Source organism: Rhodopseudomonas sp. BR0M22 (assembly GCF_010907035.1).
Classification (GTDB): Bacteria; Pseudomonadota; Alphaproteobacteria; order Rhizobiales; family Xanthobacteraceae; genus Rhodopseudomonas.
Genome location: NZ_QUMK01000054.1, coordinates 13,391 through 38,327 on the forward strand (window position 1 = coordinate 13,391; position 24,937 = coordinate 38,327).

The following is a 24,937-nucleotide window of genomic DNA, read 5'->3' on the forward strand; positions in this document are numbered from 1 at the left end:
CGCTCGAACCGGCCGGCCGCCTTTCTGATGTTTCGAATCCTGATCTCATGAGCAACGAACGATACAACGCCCGCGAATCCGAGCCGAAATGGCAGGCGAAATGGGACGAGGCGAAGATTTTCGCCACCCGTAACGACGACCCGCGCCCAAAGTATTACGTGCTGGAGATGTTCCCCTATCCGTCGGGACGGATCCACATGGGCCACGTCCGCAACTACACCATGGGCGACGTGGTGGCGCGGACGATGCGGGCACGCGGCCACAACGTGCTGCATCCGATGGGCTGGGACGCGTTCGGACTGCCGGCGGAGAACGCCGCGATCGAACGCAAGGTCGCGCCGAAGGCTTGGACCTACGACAACATCGCGGCGATGAAGAAACAGCTCCAGACCATGGGGCTGTCGCTCGACTGGGCGCGTGAATTCGCGACCTGCGACCCGACCTACTACAAGCATCAGCAGAAGATGTTTCTCGACTTCCTGAAGGTCGGGCTGGTCGAGCGCGAGAAGCGCAAGCTGAACTGGGACCCGGTCGATATGACCGTGCTGGCCAACGAGCAGGTGATCGACGGCCGCGGCTGGCGCTCGGGCGCGGTGGTCGAGCTGCGCGAGATGAACCAGTGGGTGTTCAAGATCACCAAATACGCCCAGGAGCTGCTCGACGCGCTGGATACGCTGGATCGCTGGCCCGACAAGGTCCGGCTGATGCAGCGCAACTGGATCGGCCGCTCCGAAGGCCTGATGGTGCGGTTCGCGCTCGATAGCGCGACCACGCCGGCCGGCGAGACCGAGCTGAAGATTTTCACGACCCGCCCCGACACGCTGTTCGGCGCCAAGTTCATGGCGATCGCGGCCGACCATCCGCTGGCGCAGGCCGCAGCGGCGAAGGACCCGAAGGTCGCGGCGTTCATCGAGGACTGCAAGAGGCGCGGCACCGCGCAGGCCGAGATCGATACCGCCGAGAAGCAGGGCATCGACACCGGCATTCGCGCCGCGCATCCGTTCGATCCGAACTGGAAGCTGCCGGTCTATGTCGCCAACTTCGTGCTGATGGAATACGGCACCGGCGCGATCTTCGGCTGCCCGGCGCACGACCAGCGCGACCTCGACTTCGTCAACAAGTACCAACTCGGCAACACCCCGGTGGTCTGCCCCGAAGGTCAGGACCCGGCCAGCTTCGTCATCACCGACGAGGCTTATGACGGCGACGGCCGTATGATCAATTCGCGGTTCCTCGACGGCATGACGATCGCGGACGCCAAGGAAGAAGTCGCCAAGCGGCTGGAGACGGCGCAGCTCGGCGGCGCGCCGGTCGGCGAGCGCAAGGTCAACTTCCGCCTGCGCGACTGGGGTATCTCGCGTCAGCGCTATTGGGGCTGTCCGATCCCGATCATCCACTGCCCGACCTGCGACGTGGTGCCGGTGCCGGACGCGGATCTGCCGGTGGTGCTGCCGGAGGACGTGTCGTTCGACAAGCCGGGCAATGCGCTCGACCATCACCCGACCTGGAAGCACGTCACCTGTCCGCAATGCGGCGGCAAGGCGCAGCGCGAAACCGACACCATGGACACCTTCGTGGACTCGTCCTGGTACTTCGCGCGCTTCACCGATCCGTGGAACACCGAAGCGCCGACCACGCCGGACGTCGTCAACCGGATGTTGCCGGTCGATCAGTATATCGGCGGTGTCGAGCACGCGATTTTGCATCTGCTGTACAGCCGCTTCTTCACCCGGGCCATGAGGGCTGCCGGCCACGTCGCCTTGGACGAGCCGTTCAAGGGCATGTTCACCCAGGGCATGGTGGTGCACGAGACTTACCGGACCGCCGATGGCCACTTCGCCTCGCCGGCCGAGATCTCGATCACGGTCGAGGGCGATTCGCGGAAGGCGACGCTGCTCGACGGCGGCACGCCGGTCGAAATCGGCCCGATCGAGAAGATGTCGAAGTCCAAGCGCAACACCGTCGATCCCGACGAGATCATCGGCACTTACGGTGCCGACACCGCGCGCTGGTTCATGCTGTCGGATTCGCCGCCGGACCGCGACGTGATCTGGAGCGAGGAAGGCGTCAAGGGCGCGTCGCGCTTCGTGCAGCGGCTGTGGCGGATGGTGAACGATGCGGCCCCGATCGCCGCTTCGGCTCCGGCCGAACGGCCGGCGAGCTTCGGCGCCGATGCGCTCAGCTTGCGCAAAGCCGCCCATGGTGCGCTCGACAAAGTGCTGTCCGGCATCGAGCGGCTCGCCTTCAACGTCAGCCTGGCGCATATCCGAGAGTTCTCGAATACCCTCGGCGACGTGGTGGCGCGGTCCCAGACGCCCTCGCCCGATCTCGCCTGGGCGATCCGCGAATCGACCGTGATCCTGGTGCAGCTGTTCCACCCGATGATGCCGCACCTCGCCGAGGAATGCTGGACGGTGCTCGGCCAGACCGGCCTGGTGTCCGAGGCGCTGTGGCCGCGGATCGAACCGGATCTCCTGGTCGAGGACAGCATCACCCTGCCGGTTCAGGTCAACGGCAAGAAACGCGGCGAGGTGACGGTGCCCCGGGACGCCCCGACCGGCGAAATTGAGGCTGCCGTTTTGGCGCTCGATGCGGTAAAACAGGCCCTGGGTGACAAGCCCGTCCGCAAGGTGATCGTGGTTCCGCAGAGGATCGTGAATGTCGTCGGCTAAGCCCTCGGGGCTCAAGAAGTTCGCCGTCCGGTTGGCGTTGGCCGTCGCGCTGGCGGCGCCGGTCGCCGGCTGCTTCCACCCGATGTACGCCGATCGCGGCGACGGCTCGCCGACGCTGCGGGACAAGCTTACGGCCATTGAGGTGCCGCCGCTCGACATTCCGAACGGCTCCCGCAATGCCCGCCTCGGCGTCGAGCTGCGCAACAAGCTGATGTTCAAGCTGTACGGCAGCGCCACCGGCGCTCCGCCGCTCTACACCTTGAAGATCTCGCTCTCGACGTCGCGATCGTCGCTGATCGTCGATCCCAGCACGCAGCTTCCGACGATCGAGAACTACGCGATCGACGCCAGCTACGAGCTCAAGGACATCGCCACCGGCAAAACGGTAATGAGCGGCAACACCTTCTCGCGCGTCGAATACGACATTCCGGGGCAGTCGCAGCGCTTCGCCCGCACCCGGGCCGGCCGCGATGCCGAAGACCGCGCCGTGCAGGAAATCGCCGAGAACATCAACACCCGGCTGGCTTCGTTCTTCTACGCCGGCATGTGAGCCGCGATTCCACCGCGCACGCGGTGCTGGTTCAGGTTCGGCTCTGGCGCTGAGTGATGGTTGCTTTACGCGGCAAAGACGCCACTTCGTTTCTGGCCCGGCCCGATGCGGCCCGCCCGATCGTGCTGCTGTACGGACCGGACGCCGGCCTCGTGCGCGAACGCGCCGATGCGCTGATCGCCGCCTCGCTCGACGATCCCAAAGATCCATTCGCATTGGTTCGGCTCGACGGCGACGAACTCGCGTCCGAGCCGTCCCGTCTGGTCGACGAAGCCCTCGCGATTCCGATGTTCGGCGGACGCCGCGCGATCCGGGTTCGCGCCGGTTCGCGCAGTTTCGTCGCCGGCGTCGAAGCGCTGATCGCCTCGCCGCCAAAGGAATGCCGGGTGGTGATCGAGGCCGGCGACATCAAGCCCGACAACGCGCTCCGCAAGGCCTGCGAAAAGGCCACCACCGGCGCGGTGGCGATCGGCTGCTACCCGGACGCCGAAGCCGACATCGCCCGGCTGATCGACGACGAGCTGCGCGGATCGAATCTACAGATCGCCAAAGATGCGAAGGCGGTGCTGACGACGCTGCTCGGCGGCGACCGCCAGGCCTCGCGCAATGAACTGCGGAAGCTGACGCTGTACGCGCACGGCAAAGGTGAAGTCACGCTCGACGACGTGATCACCTGTGTGTCCGACGCATCCGATCTCAAGCTCGACGCGATCGTCGACGCTGCGTTCTCGGGCAAGCCGGTCGTGGTCGAGACTGAGTTCGCCAAGGCCATGGTGGCCGGCACCTATCCGGGCCAGATCATCCTGGCGGCGCAGCGCCACGCGGCGTTTCTGCACAAGACGAGCCTGGTGGTCGAAGGCGGCACGCCGGCCGCCGTGGTGCTCGATTCAGGATTCCCGCGGCTGCATTTCTCGCGCAAAGCCGCGGCCGAGGCGGCGCTGCGCAATCTCTCCGCCGCACGTCTCGCGCAGATCATCGAGCAGCTCGCCGGCGCCGCACTCGAAACCCGTCGCCAGGCCACGCTCGGCGCTGCGATAGCCCAGCGCACGCTGCTGTCGATCGCGGTCAGCGCGCGGCGACGGAGTTAGTTGGTATCATCCGTAGTGCTGAGCGCAGCGAAGCCCACCCGGCTCGCCACACGAGACCCCTCTCGTTCGTCATTCCGGGGCGCCGCGCAGCGCGAGCCCGGAATCCATACTCCCGGCGCTCGTGAGAGCGCACGGCGGTGGATGACGAACCATTGACGGCAGTGGTTATGGATTCCGGGCTCGCGCAGCGTAGCTGCGCGCCCCGGAATGACAACGAGAGATCGTCGCCTCAGGCGACCAAGAACAACGCGAACTAACCGCCCGCCTCGAGCCGGCGGATGATGTCGTCGAGCTGGTCGAGATCGGCGTAGCGGATCTGGACCGCACCGGCACCTTCGTGGTCGTCGATCGTCACCTTCATGCCGAGCACGTCGCTGAGACGTTTCTCGAGTGCCACCGTGTCGGCGTCTTTGACCGACTTGGCGGCAGCCGTGGCGCGCGGCTTCTGCGGCTTGCGCTCCGGCACGCCTTCTTCGTGCGCGAGCGCTTCGGTCTGCCGGACATTGAGACCTTCGGCGACGATCCGCTTGGCGATCGCCGACGGATCGGGCAGACCGATCAGCGCGCGGGCGTGGCCCGCGGTGAGTTCGCCCGAGGCGATCAGCGACTTGACGTCGTCGGGCAGCTTGATCAGCCGCATCATATTGGCGACGTGGCTGCGGCTCTTGCCGACGATCTTGGCGATCTCTTCCTGGCTGCGATTGAACTCGGCCGCGAGCGCCTGATAGCCGAGCGCCTCTTCGAGCGGATTGAGATCCTCGCGCTGCACGTTTTCGACGATGGCGATTTCGAGCGCCAGCGCGTCCGAGACATCGACCGGAACGATCGGCACTTCGTGCAGACCGGCGCGCTGCGCCGCGCGCCAGCGCCGCTCGCCGGCGATAATTTCGTAGCGATCGGCGGCACCCTTCACCGGGCGAACCACGATCGGCTGGATCACGCCGTGCTGCTTGATCGAGTCGGACAGTTCGCCGAGCTCGGCATCGGTGAAGGTGCGGCGCGGGTTGCGCGGGTTGGCCTTGATGAATTCGATCGGCACCTTGCGCTGCGCGCGCGGTCGCTCGGCCTGCGCCGACTCGCCGCCGACATCGCCAATCAGGCTCGCCAGGCCGCGTCCCAGGCGCGAACGGTGCTCATCGGCCATCGCCGGCTCCCTTGGATTCACGTCGCTACTCCGCACTGATATAACCAAAGTTGTTAGTTGTCGTCGTCATTGCGAGGAAGCGAAGCCGACGAAGCCATCCAGTCTTCGTCGCCTGTCGCCGGACGGCTTCGCCGCGCGTCCTATGACGGACTGCAGCACCGCGGTCCGGCGCCCGCCCCTCAGCCGTCCGCCCCTCAATGGGCCGTGCGAAGCTCGCGTTCGCGCTGGATCACTTCGGTCGCGAGCTTCAGATAGGCTTCGCTGCCGACGCATTTCAGATCGTAGACCAGCACCGGCTTGCCGTAGCTCGGCGCTTCCGAGATCCGCACGTTCCGCGGGATCATGGTGTCGTAGACCTTCTTGCCCATGAACTGGCGGACGTCGGCGACGACCTGGCTCGACAGATTGTTGCGGCTGTCGAACATCGTCAGCACGATGCCGTGGATGGTGAGCGCGGGATTGAGATTGGTGCGGACCTGCTCGACGGTCTGCAGCAACTGCGACAGACCTTCGAGGGCGAAGAACTCGCACTGCAGCGGCACCAGGATCGCGTCCGCCGCCGCCATCGCATTCACAGTCAGCAGGTTGAGCGACGGCGGGCAGTCGATCAGCACGTAGGTGTAGTCGAGCGGCGGATCGATATCCTTGTTGAGCACGCCGATCGCGTCGCGCAGCCGGAACGCGCGGTCGCTGCGATTGCCGAGCTCGAGCTCGAGGCCGGACAGGTCCATCGTCGAGGCCGCGATGTGCAGCCGAGGCACCGCGGTCGCCACCACCGCATCGCGCAGCGGCGCCTCGCCGGCCAGCACGTCGTAAGTCGAGGTGTTGCGATCGCGGCGATCGATCCCGAGCCCGGTCGAGGCGTTACCCTGCGGGTCGAGATCGACGATCAGAACTCGCTCGCCGATCGCGGCCAGCGCGGTGCCGAGATTGATTGCGGTGGTGGTCTTGCCGACCCCGCCCTTCTGGTTGGCGAGCGCGATGATGCGCGGACGCCCGGGCTCGGAATTCACCCTATCCTCTTGATAAATATCATCAATCACGGTCATGACAGGTTCTTCGGCTTGCGGTTATATGCGTCGTTCGATGGAGTCGATCTCGACGATCCAGCCTTGGCCACCGGTCACGCTGGCATGCAGCTTGGGCTGAATTTTCCAATATTTAGTAGCTTCAGTCAATTCCGCCTCTACATCTTGACCCTTCAGGAACAACGCCTTGGTGGTTCCGGAAGTCATCAGAGGTTGGGCGAAACCGATGAGTTGGTGTAGCGGAGCGACCGCACGCGCGGTGATGCAATCGACCGCCTGTGGGAATCTATCCACGTTATCCCCGATGTCCGCGAGCATCACTGAGCCGGGCGCACCGGTGACCCGAAGCGCCTCGCGCAGAAATGCCGCCTTCTTGGCGATCCGCTCGACCAGAGTGACATGCCCGCCGACGTCAGCCATGGCACAGGCCAATACGATCCCCGGGAACCCACCGCCCGAGCCAAAGTCGAGCCACCGCCGCGCGTTCGGAACAAGCCCGAGCAACTGAAGCGAGTCGGCGATATGCCGGGTCCAGAGCTGCGGAAGCGTCGACGGCGCGACCAGATTGGTCTTAGCCTGCCATTGCTGCAGCAACGCGACATAGGCGTCGAGCCTCGCTTCGAGCGCCGGCGAGATCGGGACGAGCTTCAGCGCCGACGCTTTATCGGCGTCGAGATCGGAGACTGAAACGAAAGGTCTGGCAGCGCGCTGCATGGAACTTCACTGCAGGGAGACGGCCACGATGGGCCTACTTTGATTATATTCTTGCAAACCGATTCCATCCATCGAATCCGGCATCAATCTGCAGACGGCTGGAGTTTCACGTGAAACATGATGAAGCTCAAAGACGGGGTGTTTCACGTGAAACACCGCGCGGCCTACCCCGTCGATTTCCGCTTTCGCTGTTCCCGTCGCAGATAGGCGGCGAGAATTCCGAGGGCCGCCGGCGTGATGCCGTCAAGCCGTCCAGCCTGCCCCACCGTATGGGGACGATGCCGCTCCAGCCGCGTCCGGGCTTCATTCGACAGCCCTGGAACCAACGCGTAATCGACATCGCTCAGCCGCAGGCTTTCGTCGCGCCGAAACGCCTCGACGTCGGCGGTCTGGCGTTCGAGATACACATGGTACTTCGCGTCGATCTCGACATGCGTCGCGACGCCCGGATCGACCTGGCCGAGTTCCGGCCAGATCGCCTGAACCAGTTTCCATTCGATTTCCGGATAGGACAGCAGGTCGAACGCCGAGCGCCGTTGACCATCCCGGTTCAGGGCCAGTCCGTGCTTGCCGGCCTCGTTCGGGGTGATCGACAACGACTGGGCCAGCGCTTTGGCGTCCTGAAGCGCTGCCATCTTGTGACGATGGAACGCCGCCCGCTCTGCGCCGACGCAGCCGAGCGCCAGCCCCTTGTCGGTGAGACGCTGGTCGGCATTGTCGGCCCGCAGGGTCAGGCGATACTCGGCCCGGGAGGTGAACATCCGGTACGGCTCGGTGATGCCGCGGGTCACCAGATCGTCGATCATCACGCCGAGGTAGCCGTCAGCGCGGTCAAACACCGCAACATCTCCTCCACCCGCGAAGAGCGCCGCATTGAGCCCCGCGACCAGACCCTGGGCCGCCGCCTCTTCATAACCGGTGGTGCCGTTGATCTGCCCGGCCAGAAACAACCCACGCACACGCTTCGTCTGGAGGGTGGGCTCCAACTCCCGCGGATCGACGTGGTCGTACTCGATCGCATAACCCGGGCGGAACATCTCGGTCCGCTCCAGGCCAGGAATCGTCTTCAGGATCGCACGCTGCACCTCTTCGGGCAGCGAGGTCGAGATCCCGTTGGGGTAGACGGTCGGATCGTCGAGCCCTTCCGGCTCCAGGAAGATCTGGTGGCCGTCGCGGTCTCCGAATTTGACGATCTTGTCCTCGATCGACGGGCAATAGCGCGGTCCCGTCGATTGGATCTGGCCGGAATACATCGGCGAGCGATGCACATTGGCGCGGATCACCTCGTGGGTGGCCGGCATCGTTCGGGTGATGCCGCATTCGATCTGCGGCGTCGTGATTGCTGGCGTCAGGACCGAAAACGGCTCCGCCGGATCGTCTCCGGGCTGCATTTCGACCGCATCCCAATCGATCGTCCTGCCATCCAGACGCGGCGGTGTCCCGGTCTTGAGACGACCGAGCGTGAAACCAAGCGCTTCGAAAGAAGCCGACAGCCCGAGCGCAGGAGCTTCGTCGATCCGGCCCGCCGGCCAGCTCCGCTCGCCGAGATGGATCAGGCCGCGCAGAAACGTGCCCGTGGTGATGACGACCGCGCCTGCAGTGAACTCCCGACCGTCACCGAGACGGATCCCGGTCACACGGCCGTCGCGCCACAACAGCGCGTCAGCCTCCCCTTCGACAACCGATAGGTTCGCGGTCGCGCGGATCGCCGTCTGCATCGCCGCCGCATACAGCTTGCGGTCGGCCTGGGCTCTGGGACCGCGGACGGCTGGCCCCTTGCGCCGGTTGAGCATCCGGAACTGAATGCCGCCGGCATCGGCGACCCGGCCCATCAGACCATCCAACGCGTCGACTTCGCGAACCAGATGGCCTTTTCCAAGCCCGCCGATCGCGGGATTGCAGGACATCGCACCGACGGTGGCAAAGCGATGGGTAACCAACGCGGTGGTGGCGCCGGCGCGCGCAGCGGCAGCCGCCGCCTCACAGCCGGCATGGCCGCCACCGATAACAATGACGTCGAACGAGGTGCGCATTCGAGGGTTCTAGCTCAGCTCCTGGGAGCTTTGAAGGCGAGTTGCTGTGATCTCGATACCGCACAAACCTCACCGCATTGTTTCACGTGAAACAGCCCGGGCACCGGATGCGGTCGTGGTTAACCAGTCCTTACCGGCCAGCCGCCCTTCGGCGGTCTATTTACCAATGCAGAACCGGCTGAAGATCTCGCCGAGCACGTCTTCGACGTCCACACGGCCAAGCAATCGCCCGAGACTGTGAGCCGCGGCCCGAAGTTCTTCGGCCACGATTTCCTCTGCCAGACCCGGAGCCATGCTCCGTCCCAGCGCCGCAGCGGCATCGGCCAGCAGAGCGCGATGCCGGTCCCGGGTGATCAGTCCCGCCTCCGCGTGGCCGAAATATTGCGCCGCAAAGCGTGACATTTCGCGCAGCAAGTCGCCAAAACCCTCGCCCGTCGTCGCCGAAATCCAGAAATCGGCGCCGGAGGATCGCAACTCCGTTTCCTCGCTCGTCCCGAAGAGGTCGATCTTGTTGCGCACACGCCAGACGACCGGACCAGCGACATCCGGACAGGACGCATCCGCCGTCGCGCTCACCCACAACACCAGATCGGCCGCCGCAGCCCGCGACCGGGCGCGCCTCACGCCCTCCTGCTCGACCGGATCATCGCTGTCGCGGAGACCGGCGGTGTCGATGACCGTCACCGGATAGCCATCGAGATCGAGCTGCACCTCGATCACATCCCGGGTCGTGCCGGCATGCGGCGAGACGATCGCCACTTCACGCCGCGCCAGGCGATTGACCAGAGTGGACTTGCCGACGTTCGGCACGCCGGCAATCGCCACCACCATCCCATCGCGAAGCCGTTCGCTGCGCCCCTGCTCGGCCAACACCGCAGCAATCTCGCCAGACAGCGCCGCGATTTTCGCCCGCGCCGGCGCCATCAATTCGTCCGCCACGTCGCCTTCGTCGGAAAAATCGATCCCGGCTTCGACCAGAGCCAGTGCTTCGATGATCTGGTCGCGCCAGCGCCTTGCTCTATCGCCCAGAATCCCGCCGAGCTGGCGCAGTGCCTGACGACGCTGAGCGTCCGTATCGGCATGGATCAGGTCGTCGAGACCTTCGGCTTCGGTCAGGTCGAGCTTGCCGTTCTCGAACGCGCGGCGGGTGAATTCGCCCGGCTCGGCCAGTCGGACACCTTCGAGTTCCGACAAGGTCTTGATCAGCGCCGCCGCGACCGCCCGGCTGCCGTGGATGTGCAGCTCGGCAACGTTCTCACCGGTGGCCGAGGCTGGCCCCGGGAACCAGAGCACCACCCCATCGTCGATCTTATCGCCGGCTGCATCCCGAAGATCACAGCGCATCGCCCGTCGCGGCGGCGGTCGTCTCCCCGCCAGGGCTGTCAGCACGTCGCCCGCCTGCGGCCCGGATATCCGAACGATCGCAATCGCGGACGGCAGCGGCCCGGTCGCGAGGGCAAAGATGGTCTGGTCGCTCGGATGCATGGCCGCTGTCTTGCCGAGGCGCCGTTGCGAACGCAAACAAAAAGGGCGCCCCGATCGGGACGCCCTCGCTAGCTCCTGTCTCCAACTCGCTCAGGTGTTCATCGAGTCGAAGAATTCCGAGTTGTTCTTGGTGTTGCGCAGCTTGTCGAGCAGGAACTCGATCGCATCCATGGTCCCCATCGGATTGAGGATACGGCGCAGCACGTACATCTTCTTGAGGAGCTGCGGATCGGTGATCAGCTCTTCCTTGCGGGTGCCGGAGCGCGAGATGTCGATGGCCGGGAAGGTGCGCTTGTCGGCGACCTTGCGGTCGAGGATCAGCTCCGAGTTGCCGGTGCCCTTGAACTCTTCGAAGATCACTTCGTCCATGCGCGAGCCGGTATCGACCAGCGCGGTGGCGATGATGGTGAGCGATCCGCCCTCTTCGATGTTGCGGGCGGCGCCGAAGAACCGCTTCGGCCGCTGCAGCGCGTTGGCGTCGACACCGCCGGTCAGCACCTTACCCGAAGACGGCACCACCGTGTTGTAGGCGCGGCCGAGGCGGGTGATCGAGTCCAGCAGGATGACGACGTCACGGCCGTGTTCGACCAGGCGCTTGGCCTTTTCGATCACCATCTCGGCGACCTGAACGTGGCGAACCGCCGGCTCGTCGAAGGTCGAGGAGATCACCTCACCCTTCACCGAGCGCTGCATGTCGGTGACTTCTTCGGGCCGCTCGTCGATCAGCAACACGATCAAATAGCACTCAGGATGGTTCGCCGTGATCGAGTGTGCGATGTTCTGCATCAGCACGGTTTTACCGGTGCGCGGCGGCGCGACGATCAGCGCACGTTGGCCCTTACCGATCGGGGCCACGATGTCGATCACCCGGGCCGACAGATCCTTACGGGTCGGGTCGTCGATCTCGAGCCGGAAACGTTCATCGGGAAACAGCGGCGTCAGGTTGTCGAAATTGACCTTGTGCCGGGACTTTTCCGGATCTTCGAAGTTGAGCGTGTTGACCTTCAGCAGCGCGAAATAGCGTTCGCCTTCCTTCGGGCTGCGGATGTGGCCCTCGATGGTATCGCCGGTGCGCAGACCAAACCGGCGGATTTGCGAAGGCGACACGTAGATGTCGTCCGGACCGGGAAGGTAGTTCGCGTCCGGCGACCGCAAGAATCCGAAGCCGTCAGATAGGACCTCAACGACGCCCTCGCCGATGATGTCGGTTTCTTTCGCCGACAATTGCTTCAGGCAGGCGAACATCAGCTCCTGCTTGCGCATCGTGCTGGCGTTCTCGACCCCGAGTTCTTCCGAAAACGAAACGAGCTCGGCCGGCGTCTTGGCCTTCAAGTCTTGAAGTTTGATTTCCCGCATGGGGGTGGTCCTGTGGAAACGAGACTGGGGGAATCGTCAGCGGAAGAAGGAGCGGAAGGAAATAACCGGAGGTCCGCAGGTCTTCAGATCGACGGCGTCTTGAGCAAGGAAGGTGCGGGAGGCTTCAAACCCGGTGCGGCGGCCGGCTCTAACGGAACCAGATCGCAACCACATTCGCCTGCTTTAGGTGGGACGACTCCACTATAGAAAATCCGTCGCATCGACGCAAGACGATCGGCACAGCACCGTTCGTTTCATGCCGTCAGAACGGTTTGACGATCACAAAGATCACTGCGGCGACCATCAGAAGAGTCGGTATCTCATTGATTACACGATAGAATTTATGAGATCGCGTATTCCGATCGGCGGCGAAATCGCGGACGTAGCGACCCAGCATCACATGGATCACGGTCATCAGCACGACCGCAGCCAGTTTGGCGTGAAACCAGCCCGACGCAAAATAGCCCTGCTCCCAGGCAATCGCCAGACCGGCAACCCAAGCCACCATCATGGCCGGATTCATGATCGCACGGTACAGCCGGCGCTCCATGACCTTGAACGTCTCGGACTGCGTCGATCCGATCTCGGCGGTGCAATGGTAGACGAACAGCCGCGGCATATACAGCATGCCGGCCATCCATGAGATCACTGCCACGACGTGCAGGGTCTTCACCCACGGATAGACATAGACCCACTCGATCATTCGATCTTCCATTCCGCTGTGCCGCGAAGCTGCAACTGAATCCGGAACGCAGGACCCGCATCGCGCGTTGATCGAATGCTCGAATGCAGAGCTTTCCGCAAGCGGCACCCTTCTAATCAATATTTATAGATTCTTAAGGTTTGAGTCTAAGTGGCCGTGGATTTGACTCACCCAACGGCATTCCTGAGTTCTTCCGTCGCGGCCCACATCTCAACATCTATCCCCAGCCGCTCGACTGTTCGATGAGCTGTTGCAAGATCAGGGCGTTGCGCCGGATCGTCGCCGCATTACCGAGAGACAAATCCACATTCACCCGCTAACCTCATCACGACCCCGAAATGCTCTTCTCATCCGACCCCTGTGAAGAAAAAGCCGGGTTATCCCGACTGCGACGACCGCGGCCCCGGTTTGGTGTGGTTCTCGCCCCGTTGTTCACAGGTTACACAGGGCCACGATGCTGACCGACGGCAGCTATTTTCATCTTCATCTGGTCTCCGACTCGACCGGCGAAACCTTGATCACGGTGTCGCGGGCGGTCACGGCGCAATACGCCAACGTCACGCCGGTCGAACACGTCTATCCGCTGGTGCGCAGCCAGAAGCAGCTCGATCGCGTGTTGCAGGAGATCGAGGAGGCGCCCGGCATCGTGCTGTTCACGCTGCTGGAAACCGAGCTGGTCAACCGGCTCGAGGCAAAGTGCCAAGAGATCAACAGCCCGAGTCTGTCGATCATCGGCCCGGTGATGCAATTGTTCGAGGCCTATCTGGGCGCCTCGACCACAGGCCGTGTCGGTGCGCAGCACACCCTGAACGCCGAATATTTTCAGCGGATCGACGCGCTGAACTACTCGATGATGCACGACGACGGCCAGCACGTCGAAGGTCTGGAAGAAGCCGACGTGGTGCTGGTCGGGGTGTCGCGCACCTCGAAGACGCCGACCTCGATCTATCTGGCCAATCGCGGCATCCGCACCGCGAATGTGCCGCTGGTCGCCGGCATCCCGATTCCGCATCAGCTCGAAACACTGAAGAAGCCGCTGGTGGTCAGCCTGCATGCCTCGCCGGAACGGCTGATTCAGGTCCGGCAGAACCGGCTGCTCAGCCTCGGCGCCGGCACCGGCAACGACTCTTATATCGATCGCCAGGCAGTCACCGACGAGGTGCTGCTGGCGCGCAAGCTCAGCGCCAAATACGGCTGGTCGCTGCTCGACGTCACCCGCCGGTCGATCGAGGAGACCGCAGCGGCGATCATGAAATTGCTCGCCGACCGGCAGCGCCAAAGGGTGCCGGAATGACGCTGTGGCTCGGGCCGCAGCCGCTTGTGCTGGCTTCGCAAAGCAGCGCCCGGAAGACTGTGCTCGCCAATGCCGGAATTCCGTTCGATGCGATTCCCGCCGACATCGACGAACGCGGGATCGCGGAGGCGTCCGGCCTCAGCGCGCCGGGTGAGATCGCTGCGCTGCTGGCCACCCAGAAGGCGGCCTTCGTCAGCAATCATCATCCCGGTCGCCTGGTGCTCGGCGCCGACCAGACGCTGGCGCTCGGGGCTCGGGGCTTCAACAAGCCGGCCGATCGCGCGGCAGCCGCCAAGCAGCTCCGCGAGCTTGCCGGCCGCCGGCATGAATTGCACTCGGCAATCGCCGTGGTTCGCAACGGCATCACGCTGTTCGCCGACGTCTCGATCGCACGGATGACGATGCGGCCGCTGACCGAAGCCGAGATCGACGCCTATCTCGACGTCGTCGGCGACAAGGCGACCACCAGCGTCGGCGCCTATCAGGTCGAAGGTCTCGGCGTGCATCTGTTCGACGGCATCCATGGCGATCATTTCACCATCCTGGGCCTGCCGCTGTTGCCCCTGCTCGGTTTTCTGCGTAGCCAGAACCTGTTGGCGGTCTAGCTCGCTGGCGCTGCGCGTCAAAACAACAACAGGCTTCAGGGCCGATCACTCTCGGATCTGATCGGATCTGAAATGTCTCGCGCGGACGAAAAAGACGGAGGGGACGGAATGCTGGTGCTCGGACTGACCGGTTCAATCGGAATGGGCAAATCGACCACCGCCAAGCTGTTCGCCGAAGCCGGCGTACCGGTCTATGACGCCGACGCCACCGTGCATAAGATCTACGAGAACGAGGCCGTGCCGGCGATCGAGGCGGCGTTTCCCGGCACCACGGTCGGCGGCAAGGTCGATCGCGCGCTGTTGTCGGCGAAAGTGGTGCACGATCCGGAGGCGATGCATCGACTCGAAAAGATCGTTCATCCGATGCTGCGTGCCCATCATCAGCAATTTCTCGACGATGCCGAATCATCCGGCGCTGCAGTTGCTGTGGTCGATGTGCCGCTGCTGTTCGAGACCGGCGGCGAAAAACGCGTCGATGCCGTGGTGGTGGTGACGACCTCGCCGGAGGTGCAGCGCGAACGGATTCTGGCCCGCGACAACATGACCCCGGACAAGCTCGATGCGATTCTGGCCCGGCAGATGCCCGATGCCGAAAAGCGCAAGCGTGCGGATTTCGTCGTGGATACTTCGAACGGACTGGACCCGGTGCGTCTGCAGATCCGCGAAATTCTCGACGCCGCTGCTAAAATGCCGCGTCGGCGCGACTGATTCGTCCGGCAGTCGATATGGTCTGATCAGAAGCAATGCGTGAGATCGTCCTCGATACCGAAACCACCGGCCTCGATCCGCTGCGCGGCGATCGGCTGGTCGAAATCGGCTGCGTCGAGATCTTCAATCGGATGCCGACCGGTCGGACCTATCACCGCTACATCAATCCCGAACGCGATATGCCGGCCGAAGCCTTCGCGGTGCATGGCCTGTCGAGCGAATTTCTCGCCGACAAGCCGTTGTTCGCTCAGGTGGCCGACGAGTTCCTTGAATTCATCGGCGACGATCCGTTGGTGATTCACAACGCTTCGTTCGACATCGGCTTCATCAATGCCGAATTGTCGAGGCTGTCACGACCCCCGGTGGCGCGCGACCGGCTGGTGGATACGCTGCTGCTGGCCCGGCGCAAGCATCCGGGCGTGTCGAACCGGCTCGACGACCTCTGTTCGCGTTACGCGATCGACAATTCGCGCCGCACCAAGCACGGCGCGTTGCTCGACGCCGAGCTGCTGGCCGAGGTCTATATCGATCTGATCGGCGCACGGCAGTCGCAGCTCATCCTCGCCGATGTGCCGGTCGAAGTGGTTGGCGTTGCGAACGAAAGTCGCAGACGGCAGCGGCCGTCGCCGCTCCCCAACCGGGTCACCGAGGCCGATCTCGAGGCTCACCGCGCCTTCATTGCCACCATGGGCGACAAGGCGATCTGGGCCGAATACCTCCCGACTGGCGCCTGATCGGTCACGACCAACACGACAGTGCCCGGCGCATGTGGCCGGGCATCGGGGCATATCGCGCCACACCGTTACCGGTACGGGTGAAAAACGGATCAAAAAAACAGAGCTCCGGCTCTGATCGAACAGCGCCGGAGCTCTACAGATTAAGTGCGAGAAGGTCCTGAGCGGCTCAGCTCGGACGGACCTGCTGCTGCTCGGACTGACGCTCGAGATTCTGGCGATACAGACCGACGAAATCGACCGGATCGAGCATCAGCGGCGGGAAACCGCCATCGCGGACCGCGCTGGCGATGATCTCGCGGGCAAACGGGAACAACAGCCGCGGGCATTCGATCATGATCAGCGGATGCAGATTTTCCTGCGGCACGTTGAGCACCCGGAACACGCCCGCATAGGCCAGTTCGAAGCTGAACAGCACGCTGCTGCCGGACTCGGCCTTGCCGTCGATCGACAGCGTCACTTCATATTCGTTCTCGGCGACGTTGTTGGCGCCGACATTGATCTGAATGTTGATCGCCGGCTGCTGCTGCTGCGGAGCGAGCGATGCCGGGGCGTTCGGGTTCTCGAACGACAGATCCTTGGTGTATTGCGCCAGCACATTGAGCTGCGGAGGAGCACCCTCGGGAGGCGTGCCGTTACCGTTGGTCATCGATGGTTCTCCTGGAAGCGGATTCTGGAGCGAAAGCCGGCTTGGAGCCGGCGTCGCAACAATGGGCAGGTGCTTTGGCGAGTGGCTATCATACGCCCGCCGCGTTCCACAAGGTAGACGGATGCATCGGCCGCGAGGACCCAAACGGGCGCGCGATACCGGCGGGCCCCTATCCACATCTCTTCGTCAGCCTGGCAAGCGCTCGTTAACCCCCGGACGGTCAGGTTCCTCGCCGTCCCCGGTTTCCGACGGGGCGCGAAACGCGTAGACTTGCCACAATATAGGCTCCAGGCTGCTGGCCCGGTCTTGCCAACCCCGGCGACTGTGCCAAAACGCGCCATTGGCGCGGCGCGGTTGATGCTTACATGGTGAAAACCGGCTTCGCCGTCCCGCGTGGGTGCTGCAACGCCGGAACACGCAAGCCGCGCCGGCTCGCCCCGGCCCGATCAGAAAGTGAATGCGACGTGGATATTTACACCATCATCTTCCTGGCGCTCGCGGTGTTCATCTTCCTGCGTCTGCGCAACGTGCTTGGCCAGCGCACCGGCAACGAACGTCCACCGTTCGATCGCGCCGCGGCGCGCGACATGATGCCCGGCAAGCAGGATTCCAATGTGATCTCGATGCCCGGCACCGTGATCGATCCGGCGCCGATGGGACCGAACGCTGACGTGGCGCCGCCCTCGGATCGCTGGAAGGGGATTGCCGAGCCGGACTCTGAACTCGAGCACGGCCTCAATGCCATTGCGCGGCTCGATTCCTCGTTCGATGCGCAGCATTTCATCACCGGCGCCAAGAGCGCGTATGAGATGATCGTGATGGCGTTTGCCAACGGCGACCGTCGCTCGCTGCGCGATCTGCTGTCGAGCGACGTCTATGACAGCTTCGATGCGGCCATCAAGGATCGCGAAAAGAACGACCTCAAGGTCGAGACACGCTTCGTGGCGATCGAAAAGGCCGAGATGATCAGCGCGGAGGTGCGGGATCGCACTGCCATGCTGACGTTGAAATTCGTGTCGCAGATGATATCCGCGACCCGCGACAAGACCGGTGCGGTGGTCGACGGCTCGCCCGACAAGGTCGCCGACATCACCGACGTCTGGACTTTCGCGCGCGACACGAGCTCTCGCGATCCGAACTGGAAGCTGGTTGGGACCGGCAGCGCCACCTGACCGGCGCGGCGCCGGCCGCGCCGCTCTTGCCGGCTGCGTGCTCGCAGCCGCGCTGTTGGTTGCGCCCGGAGACGCCGATGCGCGCAGCCGGCATCATCATTATTCCGGCGCCCGATCAGTTTCCAAATTTGCCGAACATCATGCGCGCTACCGGCATCCGCAGTGGCCGCTGGAAATTCCCGGCGGCCAATATCTGCCGGTCGCCTGGTCGGACATTCCCGGCTGGGACTCCGATGATCAGCTGGCGGCGCTGAAAACCTTTCGGGTGAGTTGCCGCCCGATTCTGGCCGGCGGCCCGGCGCGATCGAACGACAAACCGCTCGGCGGCTCGTTGTGGGAGCCGTGCCATGCGGCGCGCTCCGCGCATCCGACGACGGCGACCGAGGCCCGCGCATTTTTCGAACAGCACTTCGTTCCCCTGCAGATTTCGCGGCTCGGTGAGCCGCAAGGTTTCGTCACCGGTTACTACGAGCCGGTGATCGACGGCTCCCCGGTCAAGACCGACGACTACACGGTGCCGGTCTATCGCCGGCCGTCGAACCTGTTCGTGCGCGGCTACAAGCAGGATGCGGCGCTGCCGAACGGCGGGCCGGTGTATCGCAAGATCGGCCGGCGCAAGCTGGTGCCGTATTACGATCGTGCTCAGATCGAAGACGGCGCGATCGATGGCCGGGGGTTGGAGATCTGCTGGCTGAAGAGCCAGACCGATCTGTTGTTCGCGCAGATCCAGGGCTCGGCGCGGATCAGGCTGCCGGACGGCCGGGTGGTTCGCATCAATTACGACGCCCACAACGGCTTTCCCTACACCCCGGTCGGTCGCATCCTGATCGAGCGCGGCATCATCCCGCGGGAAGAAATGTCGATGCACCGGATCCGGGAGTGGATGGATGCGAACCCCGACGGCGCCAAGGAGCTGCGGCGGGCGAATCGCTCCTATGTGTTCTTCCGCAAGGTCGAGCTGAAGGACGACGACGAAGCGATCGGCGCCCAGGGTGTGCCACTGACCCCGGGGCGCTCGATCGCGGTCGACAAGGCGCTGCACGTCTATGGAACGCCGTTCTTCATCGCCGGCGATCTTCCGATCGAATCCCCGACTGCGAAGACGCCGTTTCGGCGGCTGATGATCGGCCAGGACACCGGGTCGGCGATCGTCGGCCCGGCACGGGCCGATCTGTATTTCGGCGCCGGTGCGGAAGCCGGCGCAGTCGCCGGCCGGATTCGCAACCCGATGGCGTTCGTCATGCTGGTGCCGAAGGGCATCGATCCCGTCGCGCGCGCTCGCAGCCTGCCGCCGCCCGAGCCGCGACCGCCGGCCAACACCAAAAAACCCTCAGCGACGGCCTCGAAATCTGGTGGTAGAGACGGAGCCTCCAACGTCGTCCCGACACCGGATGCTCGTCCGGCCGCAGCGTCGTCCCGGCCGCCCGGTCAACGCCATCGGTCTCACCGCCACCGGCACCATCGCTACTCCCGCTGACTTCAATGAAACGCATCATTCCGCCGCTCGACCCGCCGATGTCGCGCCGCAAGCGGAGTCTGACCGAGGACGAGCGGGCGCTGTGGGACGGCGTGGCCCGTCAGATCAAGCCGCTGCGCGGCCGGTCGCGGCTGATCAAGGTCGAGATTGCCGATCCGCAGATCCCTGCACCCGCGATCAAGCCGGCGCCGGCGGCGCCGCCGCAACCGCTCAAACGTGCCGCGAAACCATCGCTCCCCACCGCCCCGCCGCCGCTGGCCACGCTGGGCCGCCGCGAACGGGCGCATCTGTCGCGCGGCCGCAAGGACATCGATGCGCGGATCGATCTGCACGGCATGACCCAGGCCCGCGCGCATCACGCGCTGCTGTATTTCCTGCAGCGCGCCAGTCATGACGGGCTCGGCTTCGTACTGGTGATCACCGGTAAGGGCAAAAGCGGCGATACCGAACGCGGCGTGCTGCGCCGCCAGGTGCCGCAATGGCTCGCCCTCCCCGAATTCCGCGCCTACGTGGTCGGCTTCGACGAAGCCCACATCGGCCACGGCGGCGAAGGCGCGTTGTACGTGCGGGTGAGACGGGCGCGCGGTTAGTTAGCCGCCCCATCAGCAACATCCACCGTCATCACCCGCGCATGCGGGTGATCCAGTATCCCAGAGAGGTTGTTACTTGGACGCAGACGCTCTGCGATACTGGGTCGCCCGGACGAGCCGGGCGATGACCTTGGAAGGTGGGGCAGTGGCCCATGATGAGCCGCGAAGTATCAGTATTCCACGCCCGTCATTGCCGGGCTTGACCCGGCAATCCATCATCTCGCGAAAAGGATGGATGCGCGGGTCAAGCCCGCGCATGACGTCTGGGTATGAGGATACGTGCCGTCCTCAGACTACTTGGTCTTAACGGACGGTGACCAGGAGCCGCCAACAAACCGGCCGCTCACAAGATAAACCGGCTCAAATCCGTATTCTTGGCCAGATCCCCGACATTGGTCTTCACGTAGTCCGCGTCGACCCGGAAAGTCTCGCCGTGGCGGTCGGGGGCGACGAAGGAGATCTCGTCGAGGACGCGCTCCATCACTGTCTGCAGCCGGCGCGCGCCGATGTTCTCGACCGTCGAGTTCACCGCCACCGCGACATCGGCCAGCGCGTCGATCGCGTCGTCGGAGAAGTCCAGCGTCACGCCCTCGGTCTTCATCAGCGCCACGTACTGCTTGATCAGCGAGGCTTCCGGCTCGGTCAGGATCCGGCGCATGTCGTCGCGGCTCAGTGCATTCAGCTCGACGCGGATCGGCAGCCGGCCCTGCAGCTCGGGCAAAAGATCCGAAGGCTTGGCGATGTGGAAGGCGCCGGAGGCGATGAACAGGATGTGCTCGGTCTTCACCGCGCCGTGCTTGGTCGACACCGTGGTGCCTTCGATCAGCGGCAACAGATCGCGCTGCACGCCTTCGCGCGAGACTTCGCCGCGGCTGCGTCCGTCGCGGACGCAGATCTTGTCGATCTCGTCCAGAAACACGATGCCGTTGTTCTCGACCGCGGCGATGGCTTCCTGCACCAGCTGGTCGGTGTCGAGCAGCTTGTCGGCTTCCTCATTGACCAGGATTTCGTGCGAGTCGGCCACCGTCAGCCGCCGGGTCTTGGTGCGGCCGCCCATCTTACCGAAGATATCGCCGAGCGAGATCGCCCCGATCTGGGCGCCCGGCATGCCGGGAATTTCGAGCATCGGCGAGCCGGCACCGGCCTGGGTCTCGATCTCGATTTCCTTGTCGTTGAGTTCGCCGGCCCGCAGCTTCTTGCGGAACGAGTCCCGCGTCGCCGGACCCGAACCGGGCCCGACCAGCGCATCGAGCACGCGCTCTTCGGCGGCGACCTGGGCGCGCGCCTGCACGTCCTTGCGCTTCTTCTCGCGCACTTGCGCGATCGCGACTTCGACAAGATCGCGGATGATCTGTTCGACGTCGCGGCCGACATAGCCGACCTCGGTGAACTTGGTCGCCTCGACCTTGAGGAACGGTGCGCCCGCGAGCTTGGCGAGCCGCCGCGCGATCTCGGTCTTGCCGACGCCGGTCGGGCCGATCATCAGGATGTTCTTCGGCAGCACTTCTTCGCGCAAAGCCCCTTCGAGCTGCAGGCGCCGCCAGCGGTTGCGCAGCGCGATGGCGACCGCGCGCTTGGCGTCGGCCTGGCCGACGATGAAACGATCGAGTTCGGAAACGATTTCACGGGGAGAGAAGTCGGTCATGGGGCCTACGTAGGGTCGGTCGAACAAGGGAGCAAGCGGTCAGATGATCGGTGGGCCCGCCTGCCAGTGCCGGATGGCATCGAACGGATGAATCAGCATGATTATGTTGAGGGTCAGATTGTCGCGGATGTGCAGGCCGACCAGCACTTCGAACAGCGCCGCAATCGCGACGGTCGCGGCGATCGGCAGCCGCCACGCCAGCAGGAAACCGGCAATCATCGCCAGCGTGTCGGCGACCGAATTGACGATGCTGTCGCCGTAGTAATCGAGCGAGATCGTGCCGGCGCGGTAGCGTTCGATGATGAAGCTCGAATTCTCGGTCAGCTCCCAGGCGCCCTCGATCAGCACCGCGACGATCAGCCGTGCCGTCCATGGCCAGCGCCGCAGCAGCAGCCATGTGCCGGCATAGAACAGGAAGCCGTGGATGATGTGCGAGAACGTGTACCAGTCGGTCAGGTGCTGAGAGTTCTCCGAACTCATCACCACGCCGTGCCAGAGCTTGACGGTGCCGCAGGCGCAGATCGGCACCCGGCCCATCGCGAACAGCGCGGTCGCCTGAAGCGCCAAGAGACCAAGGACGACGGCCAGCGCCCAGCGGACCGGAAAGCCGGCCGTGGACGACACCGGTCGCTCGGCGCCCGCCCAGCTCATGCAGTCAGCGTCTCGATCGTGACATTGCCGTTGGTGTAGACGCAGATGTCGGCGGCGATGCCGAGCGACTTGCGCACGATGGTCTCGGCGTCCTGATCGGTGTCGACCAGTGCGCGCGCGGCCGCCAGCGCATAATTGCCGCCGGAGCCGATCGCCATCACGCCGGCTTCCGGTTCGAGCACGTCGCCGGTGCCGGTCAGCACCAACGACACGTCCTTGTCGGCGACGATCATCATCGCTTCGAGCCTTCGCAGATAGCGGTCGGTGCGCCAGTCCTTGGCGAGTTCGACCGCCGCGCGGGTGAGCTGGCCCGGGTACTGCTCGAGCTTGGCTTCGAGCCGCTCGAACAGTGTGAAGGCGTCGGCGGTGGCGCCGGCGAAGCCGCCGATCACGTCGCCCTTGCCGAGCTTGCGGACCTTCTTGGCGTTGGCCTTGATCACGGTCTGGCCGATCGAGACCTGGCCGTCGCCGCCGATCACGACCTTGCCGCCCTTGCGCACGGTCAAAATGGTGGTGCCGTGCCAGACTGGGGGGCCGGCGTCTCCCGAAGAGCTATGAGGTGCCATGGAGTTCCTTTCGCGAGCGCTGATCTAGGCACGGCCGGGCGGCGATGCAATCGGCCGGCTGGCCAGCGACGGGGCGGCCAATCCGCTCACCATAGGACGAAGATCGGCCCCGCTCCGCACCCGGCGCAGTAGCGAAGGTGTCACCGGCCTGTTAAAAGACCGGCGTTTTTACCGGAGAGCCCGCTTCATGCGCACGGCGACGATCAAGCGCAAGACCAAGGAGACCGACATCGAGGTCACGGTCGACCTCGACGGCACTGGTGTGGCCAACGCCACCACCGGAATCGGCTTCTTCGACCATATGCTCGATCTGCTCGCCAAGCATTCGCGGATCGACATCACCGTCAAGGCGGTGGGCGACCTCCATGTCGACTTCCACCACACCACCGAGGACGTCGGCATCGCGCTCGGCCAGGCAGTCAAGCAGGCGCTCGGCAACATGGCGGGCATCAGCCGCTATGCCAGCATCTTCATGCCGATGGACGAGACCCTGACCCGGGTGGTGATCGACGTCTCGGGCCGTCCTTTTCTGGTGTTCAAGGCCGACTTCCCGCGCGACAAGATCGGCGAATTCGACACCGAGCTGGTTCGGGAGTGGTTTCAGGCCTTCGCCATCAACGCGGGCGTGACTCTCCACGTCGAAACCCTATATGGCGAGAACAGCCACCACATTGCTGAATCCTGCTTCAAGGGATTGGCCCGCGCGCTGCGTGCGGCGGTCGCGATCGATCCCAAGACGGCCGGCGAAGTGCCTTCGACCAAGGGGCAGCTCGGCGGCTAAGCGTTGTCGAGCGGCGGAGACGAGTCCATGCCGGTGTTTACTGTTCACGCCCCGCGGGCGGACGATGACGAGCTGCAGCGCGCCGAACCCGAGAAGTTTCGCTTCATCCGCGACGGGTTCTATGTCTGGGCCTTCGTGTTCGGCCCGTTCTGGCTGGTCTACCGCCGGCTGTGGCTGGCAACGATCGGCTATCTGGTGGTGATCGGCGTCTCCGCGGTGGCGCTGACGGCGCTGCATGCCGGAGGCGGTACTCGGTTCTTGGTCGCGTTGCTGCTGGCATGCCTGCTCGGGCTCGAAGCCGGCAGCCTGTGGCGCTGGACCCTGGCGCGGCGCGGCTGGCAGTCGGTCGGCGTTGCGGTCGGCGAGGACCGCGAGATCGCCGAACGGCGGTTCTTCGATCGCTGGGTCGCAGGCCAGCCGCAGCCGATCAGCTTCACCCTTCCGGTCGACCGCGGCGCGCCGCCGCCGGCGCGCAGCATTCCGCTGCCGGCGTCGTCGATCCATGGCGACATCTTCGGCTCGTTCCCGAATCCTGGAGGTTCGCGATGAGCGTTGCGATCATCGATTACGGCTCCGGCAATCTGCACTCGGCCGCGAAAGCGTTCGAGCGTGCGGCGCGGAGCATGGAGAATCCCGAACCGATCCTGGTGACCCGTGATCCGGACCAGGTGTTTCGGGCCGACCGCGTCGTTCTGCCCGGCGTCGGCGCCTTCGCCGACTGCCGCAAGGGACTGGATTCGATCGACGGCATGGTCCAGGCCCTGACCGAGACCGTCCGCGACAAGGCGCGGCCGTTCTTCGGCATCTGCGTCGGCATGCAGCTGATGGCGACCCGCGGCAAGGAGCACGTCACCACCGACGGGCTGAACTGGATCGCCGGTGACGTCGTCAAGATCGCGCCCAACCGCGAGGATCTGAAGATCCCGCATATGGGCTGGAATACCCTCGATCAGGTCCGCGAGCACCCGGTGCTGGATCGGCTCCCGCTCGGTTCGAAGGGCCTGCACGCCTACTTCGTGCACTCCTTCCACCTCGCCGCCGAACACGAGGGCGACGTGCTGGCGCGCGCCGATTACGGCGGGCCGGTCACCGCCGTCGTCGGCAAGGACACCGCGATCGGGACTCAGTTTCACCCCGAGAAGAGCCAGCGCTTCGGCCTGGCGCTGATCTCGAACTTTTTGAAGTGGAAGCCGTGAGCATGATCCTGCGGCCTCAGCTCCGGAGTGCGCGACGGCGCAGCTCCCCTCCCCCTTGCGGGGAGGGGTGGGGGGGGGGGGTCCGCGAGTCCGGCG

General features: G+C 64.6%; 24 protein-coding genes. 13 read left to right on the plus strand and 11 right to left on the minus strand.

Annotated elements, in window-relative coordinates; translation table 11 throughout:
- The first annotated feature begins 47 nt into the window (after positions 1–47).
- The 3 genes from leuS to holA are packed head-to-tail and all read left to right on the plus strand — an operon-like array spanning position 48 to position 4,310.
- On the plus strand, positions 48–2,672 hold the full coding sequence (gene leuS, locus DY468_RS17295) for a leucine--tRNA ligase (RefSeq protein WP_164606031.1): 2,625 nt from the start codon (positions 48–50) through the stop codon (positions 2,670–2,672).
- A complete protein-coding gene (lptE, locus tag DY468_RS17300; protein ID WP_164606032.1) occupies positions 2,659–3,222 on the plus strand; it encodes an LPS assembly lipoprotein LptE in 564 nt (187 codons plus the stop codon). Before leuS ends, lptE begins: the two co-directional genes overlap by 14 nt.
- Before the next feature lie 56 nt (positions 3,223–3,278).
- Entirely contained in the window at positions 3,279–4,310 is a 1,032-nt protein-coding gene (gene holA / locus DY468_RS17305; RefSeq protein ID WP_164606033.1) for a DNA polymerase III subunit delta, read from the plus strand.
- Positions 4,311–4,563: 253 nt separating this feature from the next.
- Here holA and DY468_RS17310 read toward each other — a convergent pair whose 3' ends face one another.
- The 7 genes from DY468_RS17310 to hemJ all read right to left on the minus strand — a co-directional run bounded on the left by DY468_RS17310 (position 4,564) and on the right by hemJ (position 12,773).
- Positions 4,564–5,454, minus strand: coding sequence for a ParB/RepB/Spo0J family partition protein (locus DY468_RS17310; RefSeq protein ID WP_164606034.1), 891 nt, complete (start codon positions 5,452–5,454; stop codon positions 4,564–4,566).
- Between the two features lie 194 nt (positions 5,455–5,648).
- Positions 5,649–6,503 (minus strand): ParA family protein, encoded by an 855-nt coding sequence (locus tag DY468_RS17315; protein ID WP_164606035.1) that lies wholly within the window; start codon positions 6,501–6,503, stop codon positions 5,649–5,651.
- Between the two features lie 21 nt (positions 6,504–6,524).
- Entirely contained in the window at positions 6,525–7,196 is a 672-nt protein-coding gene (gene rsmG / locus DY468_RS17320; RefSeq protein WP_164606036.1) for a 16S rRNA (guanine(527)-N(7))-methyltransferase RsmG, read from the minus strand.
- Between the two features lie 164 nt (positions 7,197–7,360).
- Complete coding sequence (gene mnmG, locus DY468_RS17325; protein WP_164606037.1) at positions 7,361–9,229, minus strand: tRNA uridine-5-carboxymethylaminomethyl(34) synthesis enzyme MnmG; 1,869 nt, start codon at positions 9,227–9,229, stop codon at positions 7,361–7,363.
- A 156-nt stretch (positions 9,230–9,385) separates the two neighbouring features.
- A complete protein-coding gene (mnmE, locus tag DY468_RS17330) occupies positions 9,386–10,714 on the minus strand; it encodes a tRNA uridine-5-carboxymethylaminomethyl(34) synthesis GTPase MnmE (protein ID WP_164606038.1) in 1,329 nt (442 codons plus the stop codon).
- A gap of 90 nt (positions 10,715–10,804) precedes the next feature.
- Positions 10,805–12,070 carry a transcription termination factor Rho gene (rho, locus tag DY468_RS17335; RefSeq protein WP_110787015.1) on the minus strand — a complete coding sequence of 422 codons (1,266 nt, stop codon included), beginning with the start codon at positions 12,068–12,070 and terminating at the stop codon, positions 10,805–10,807.
- 262 nt (positions 12,071–12,332) lie between these two features.
- The gene (gene hemJ / locus DY468_RS17340; protein WP_164606039.1) at positions 12,333–12,773 is read right to left on the minus strand and encodes a protoporphyrinogen oxidase HemJ; all 441 of its coding nucleotides are present in this window, start codon (positions 12,771–12,773) and stop codon (positions 12,333–12,335) included.
- A gap of 454 nt (positions 12,774–13,227) precedes the next feature.
- On the opposite strand from hemJ, the gene DY468_RS17345 reads away from it, so the two are divergent.
- The 4 genes from DY468_RS17345 (at position 13,228) to dnaQ (ending at position 16,114) form a co-directional block, all read left to right on the plus strand.
- Positions 13,228–14,067 carry a pyruvate, water dikinase regulatory protein gene (locus DY468_RS17345; RefSeq protein WP_164606040.1) on the plus strand — a complete coding sequence of 280 codons (840 nt, stop codon included), beginning with the start codon at positions 13,228–13,230 and terminating at the stop codon, positions 14,065–14,067.
- Positions 14,064–14,672: a Maf family protein gene (locus tag DY468_RS17350; protein WP_164606041.1), complete on the plus strand. Its 609-nt coding sequence runs from the start codon at positions 14,064–14,066 to the stop codon at positions 14,670–14,672. Before DY468_RS17345 ends, DY468_RS17350 begins: the two co-directional genes overlap by 4 nt.
- A 108-nt stretch (positions 14,673–14,780) precedes the next feature.
- Positions 14,781–15,380, plus strand: coding sequence for a dephospho-CoA kinase (gene coaE / locus DY468_RS17355; RefSeq protein WP_164606042.1), 600 nt, complete (start codon positions 14,781–14,783; stop codon positions 15,378–15,380).
- Between the two features lie 35 nt (positions 15,381–15,415).
- Positions 15,416–16,114 carry a DNA polymerase III subunit epsilon gene (gene dnaQ, locus DY468_RS17360; RefSeq protein WP_164606043.1) on the plus strand — a complete coding sequence of 233 codons (699 nt, stop codon included), beginning with the start codon at positions 15,416–15,418 and terminating at the stop codon, positions 16,112–16,114.
- Between the two features lie 169 nt (positions 16,115–16,283).
- Here dnaQ and secB read toward each other — a convergent pair whose 3' ends face one another.
- Positions 16,284–16,763, minus strand: coding sequence for a protein-export chaperone SecB (gene secB, locus DY468_RS17365; RefSeq protein WP_164606044.1), 480 nt, complete (start codon positions 16,761–16,763; stop codon positions 16,284–16,286).
- A 464-nt stretch (positions 16,764–17,227) separates the two neighbouring features.
- Here secB and DY468_RS17370 point away from each other — a divergent pair, with 464 nt between their 5' ends.
- The 3 genes from DY468_RS17370 to DY468_RS17380 are packed head-to-tail and all read left to right on the plus strand — an operon-like array spanning position 17,228 to position 20,002.
- Positions 17,228–17,935, plus strand: coding sequence for a Tim44/TimA family putative adaptor protein (locus tag DY468_RS17370; protein WP_164606045.1), 708 nt, complete (start codon positions 17,228–17,230; stop codon positions 17,933–17,935).
- Positions 17,913–19,412, plus strand: a complete 1,500-nt coding sequence (gene mltA / locus DY468_RS17375; RefSeq protein WP_164606046.1) for a murein transglycosylase A — start codon at positions 17,913–17,915, stop codon at positions 19,410–19,412. Before DY468_RS17370 ends, mltA begins: the two co-directional genes overlap by 23 nt.
- A gap of 5 nt (positions 19,413–19,417) precedes the next feature.
- The gene (locus DY468_RS17380; RefSeq protein ID WP_164606047.1) at positions 19,418–20,002 is read left to right on the plus strand and encodes a Smr/MutS family protein; all 585 of its coding nucleotides are present in this window, start codon (positions 19,418–19,420) and stop codon (positions 20,000–20,002) included.
- 343 nt (positions 20,003–20,345) lie between these two features.
- Here DY468_RS17380 and hslU read toward each other — a convergent pair whose 3' ends face one another.
- From hslU to hslV, 3 genes are read right to left on the minus strand one after another with little or no spacing between them, the layout of a single operon-like run.
- A complete protein-coding gene (gene hslU / locus DY468_RS17385; protein ID WP_164606048.1) occupies positions 20,346–21,647 on the minus strand; it encodes an ATP-dependent protease ATPase subunit HslU in 1,302 nt (433 codons plus the stop codon).
- A 39-nt stretch (positions 21,648–21,686) separates the two neighbouring features.
- Positions 21,687–22,298, minus strand: a complete 612-nt coding sequence (locus DY468_RS17390) for a DUF2585 domain-containing protein (RefSeq protein WP_164606049.1) — start codon at positions 22,296–22,298, stop codon at positions 21,687–21,689.
- Positions 22,295–22,864: an ATP-dependent protease subunit HslV gene (gene hslV, locus DY468_RS17395; protein WP_164606050.1), complete on the minus strand. Its 570-nt coding sequence runs from the start codon at positions 22,862–22,864 to the stop codon at positions 22,295–22,297. Before hslV ends, DY468_RS17390 begins: the two co-directional genes overlap by 4 nt.
- 187 nt (positions 22,865–23,051) lie before the next feature.
- On the opposite strand from hslV, the gene hisB reads away from it, so the two are divergent.
- From hisB to hisH, 3 genes are read left to right on the plus strand one after another with little or no spacing between them, the layout of a single operon-like run.
- Complete coding sequence (gene hisB, locus DY468_RS17400) at positions 23,052–23,645, plus strand: imidazoleglycerol-phosphate dehydratase HisB (protein ID WP_164606051.1); 594 nt, start codon at positions 23,052–23,054, stop codon at positions 23,643–23,645.
- A 27-nt stretch (positions 23,646–23,672) separates the two neighbouring features.
- On the plus strand, positions 23,673–24,194 hold the full coding sequence (locus DY468_RS17405; RefSeq protein ID WP_164606052.1) for a DUF2628 domain-containing protein: 522 nt from the start codon (positions 23,673–23,675) through the stop codon (positions 24,192–24,194).
- Entirely contained in the window at positions 24,191–24,841 is a 651-nt protein-coding gene (hisH, locus tag DY468_RS17410; RefSeq protein WP_164571197.1) for an imidazole glycerol phosphate synthase subunit HisH, read from the plus strand. The genes DY468_RS17405 and hisH overlap by 4 nt, the downstream gene beginning before the upstream one ends.
- Positions 24,842–24,937 lie beyond the last annotated feature (96 nt).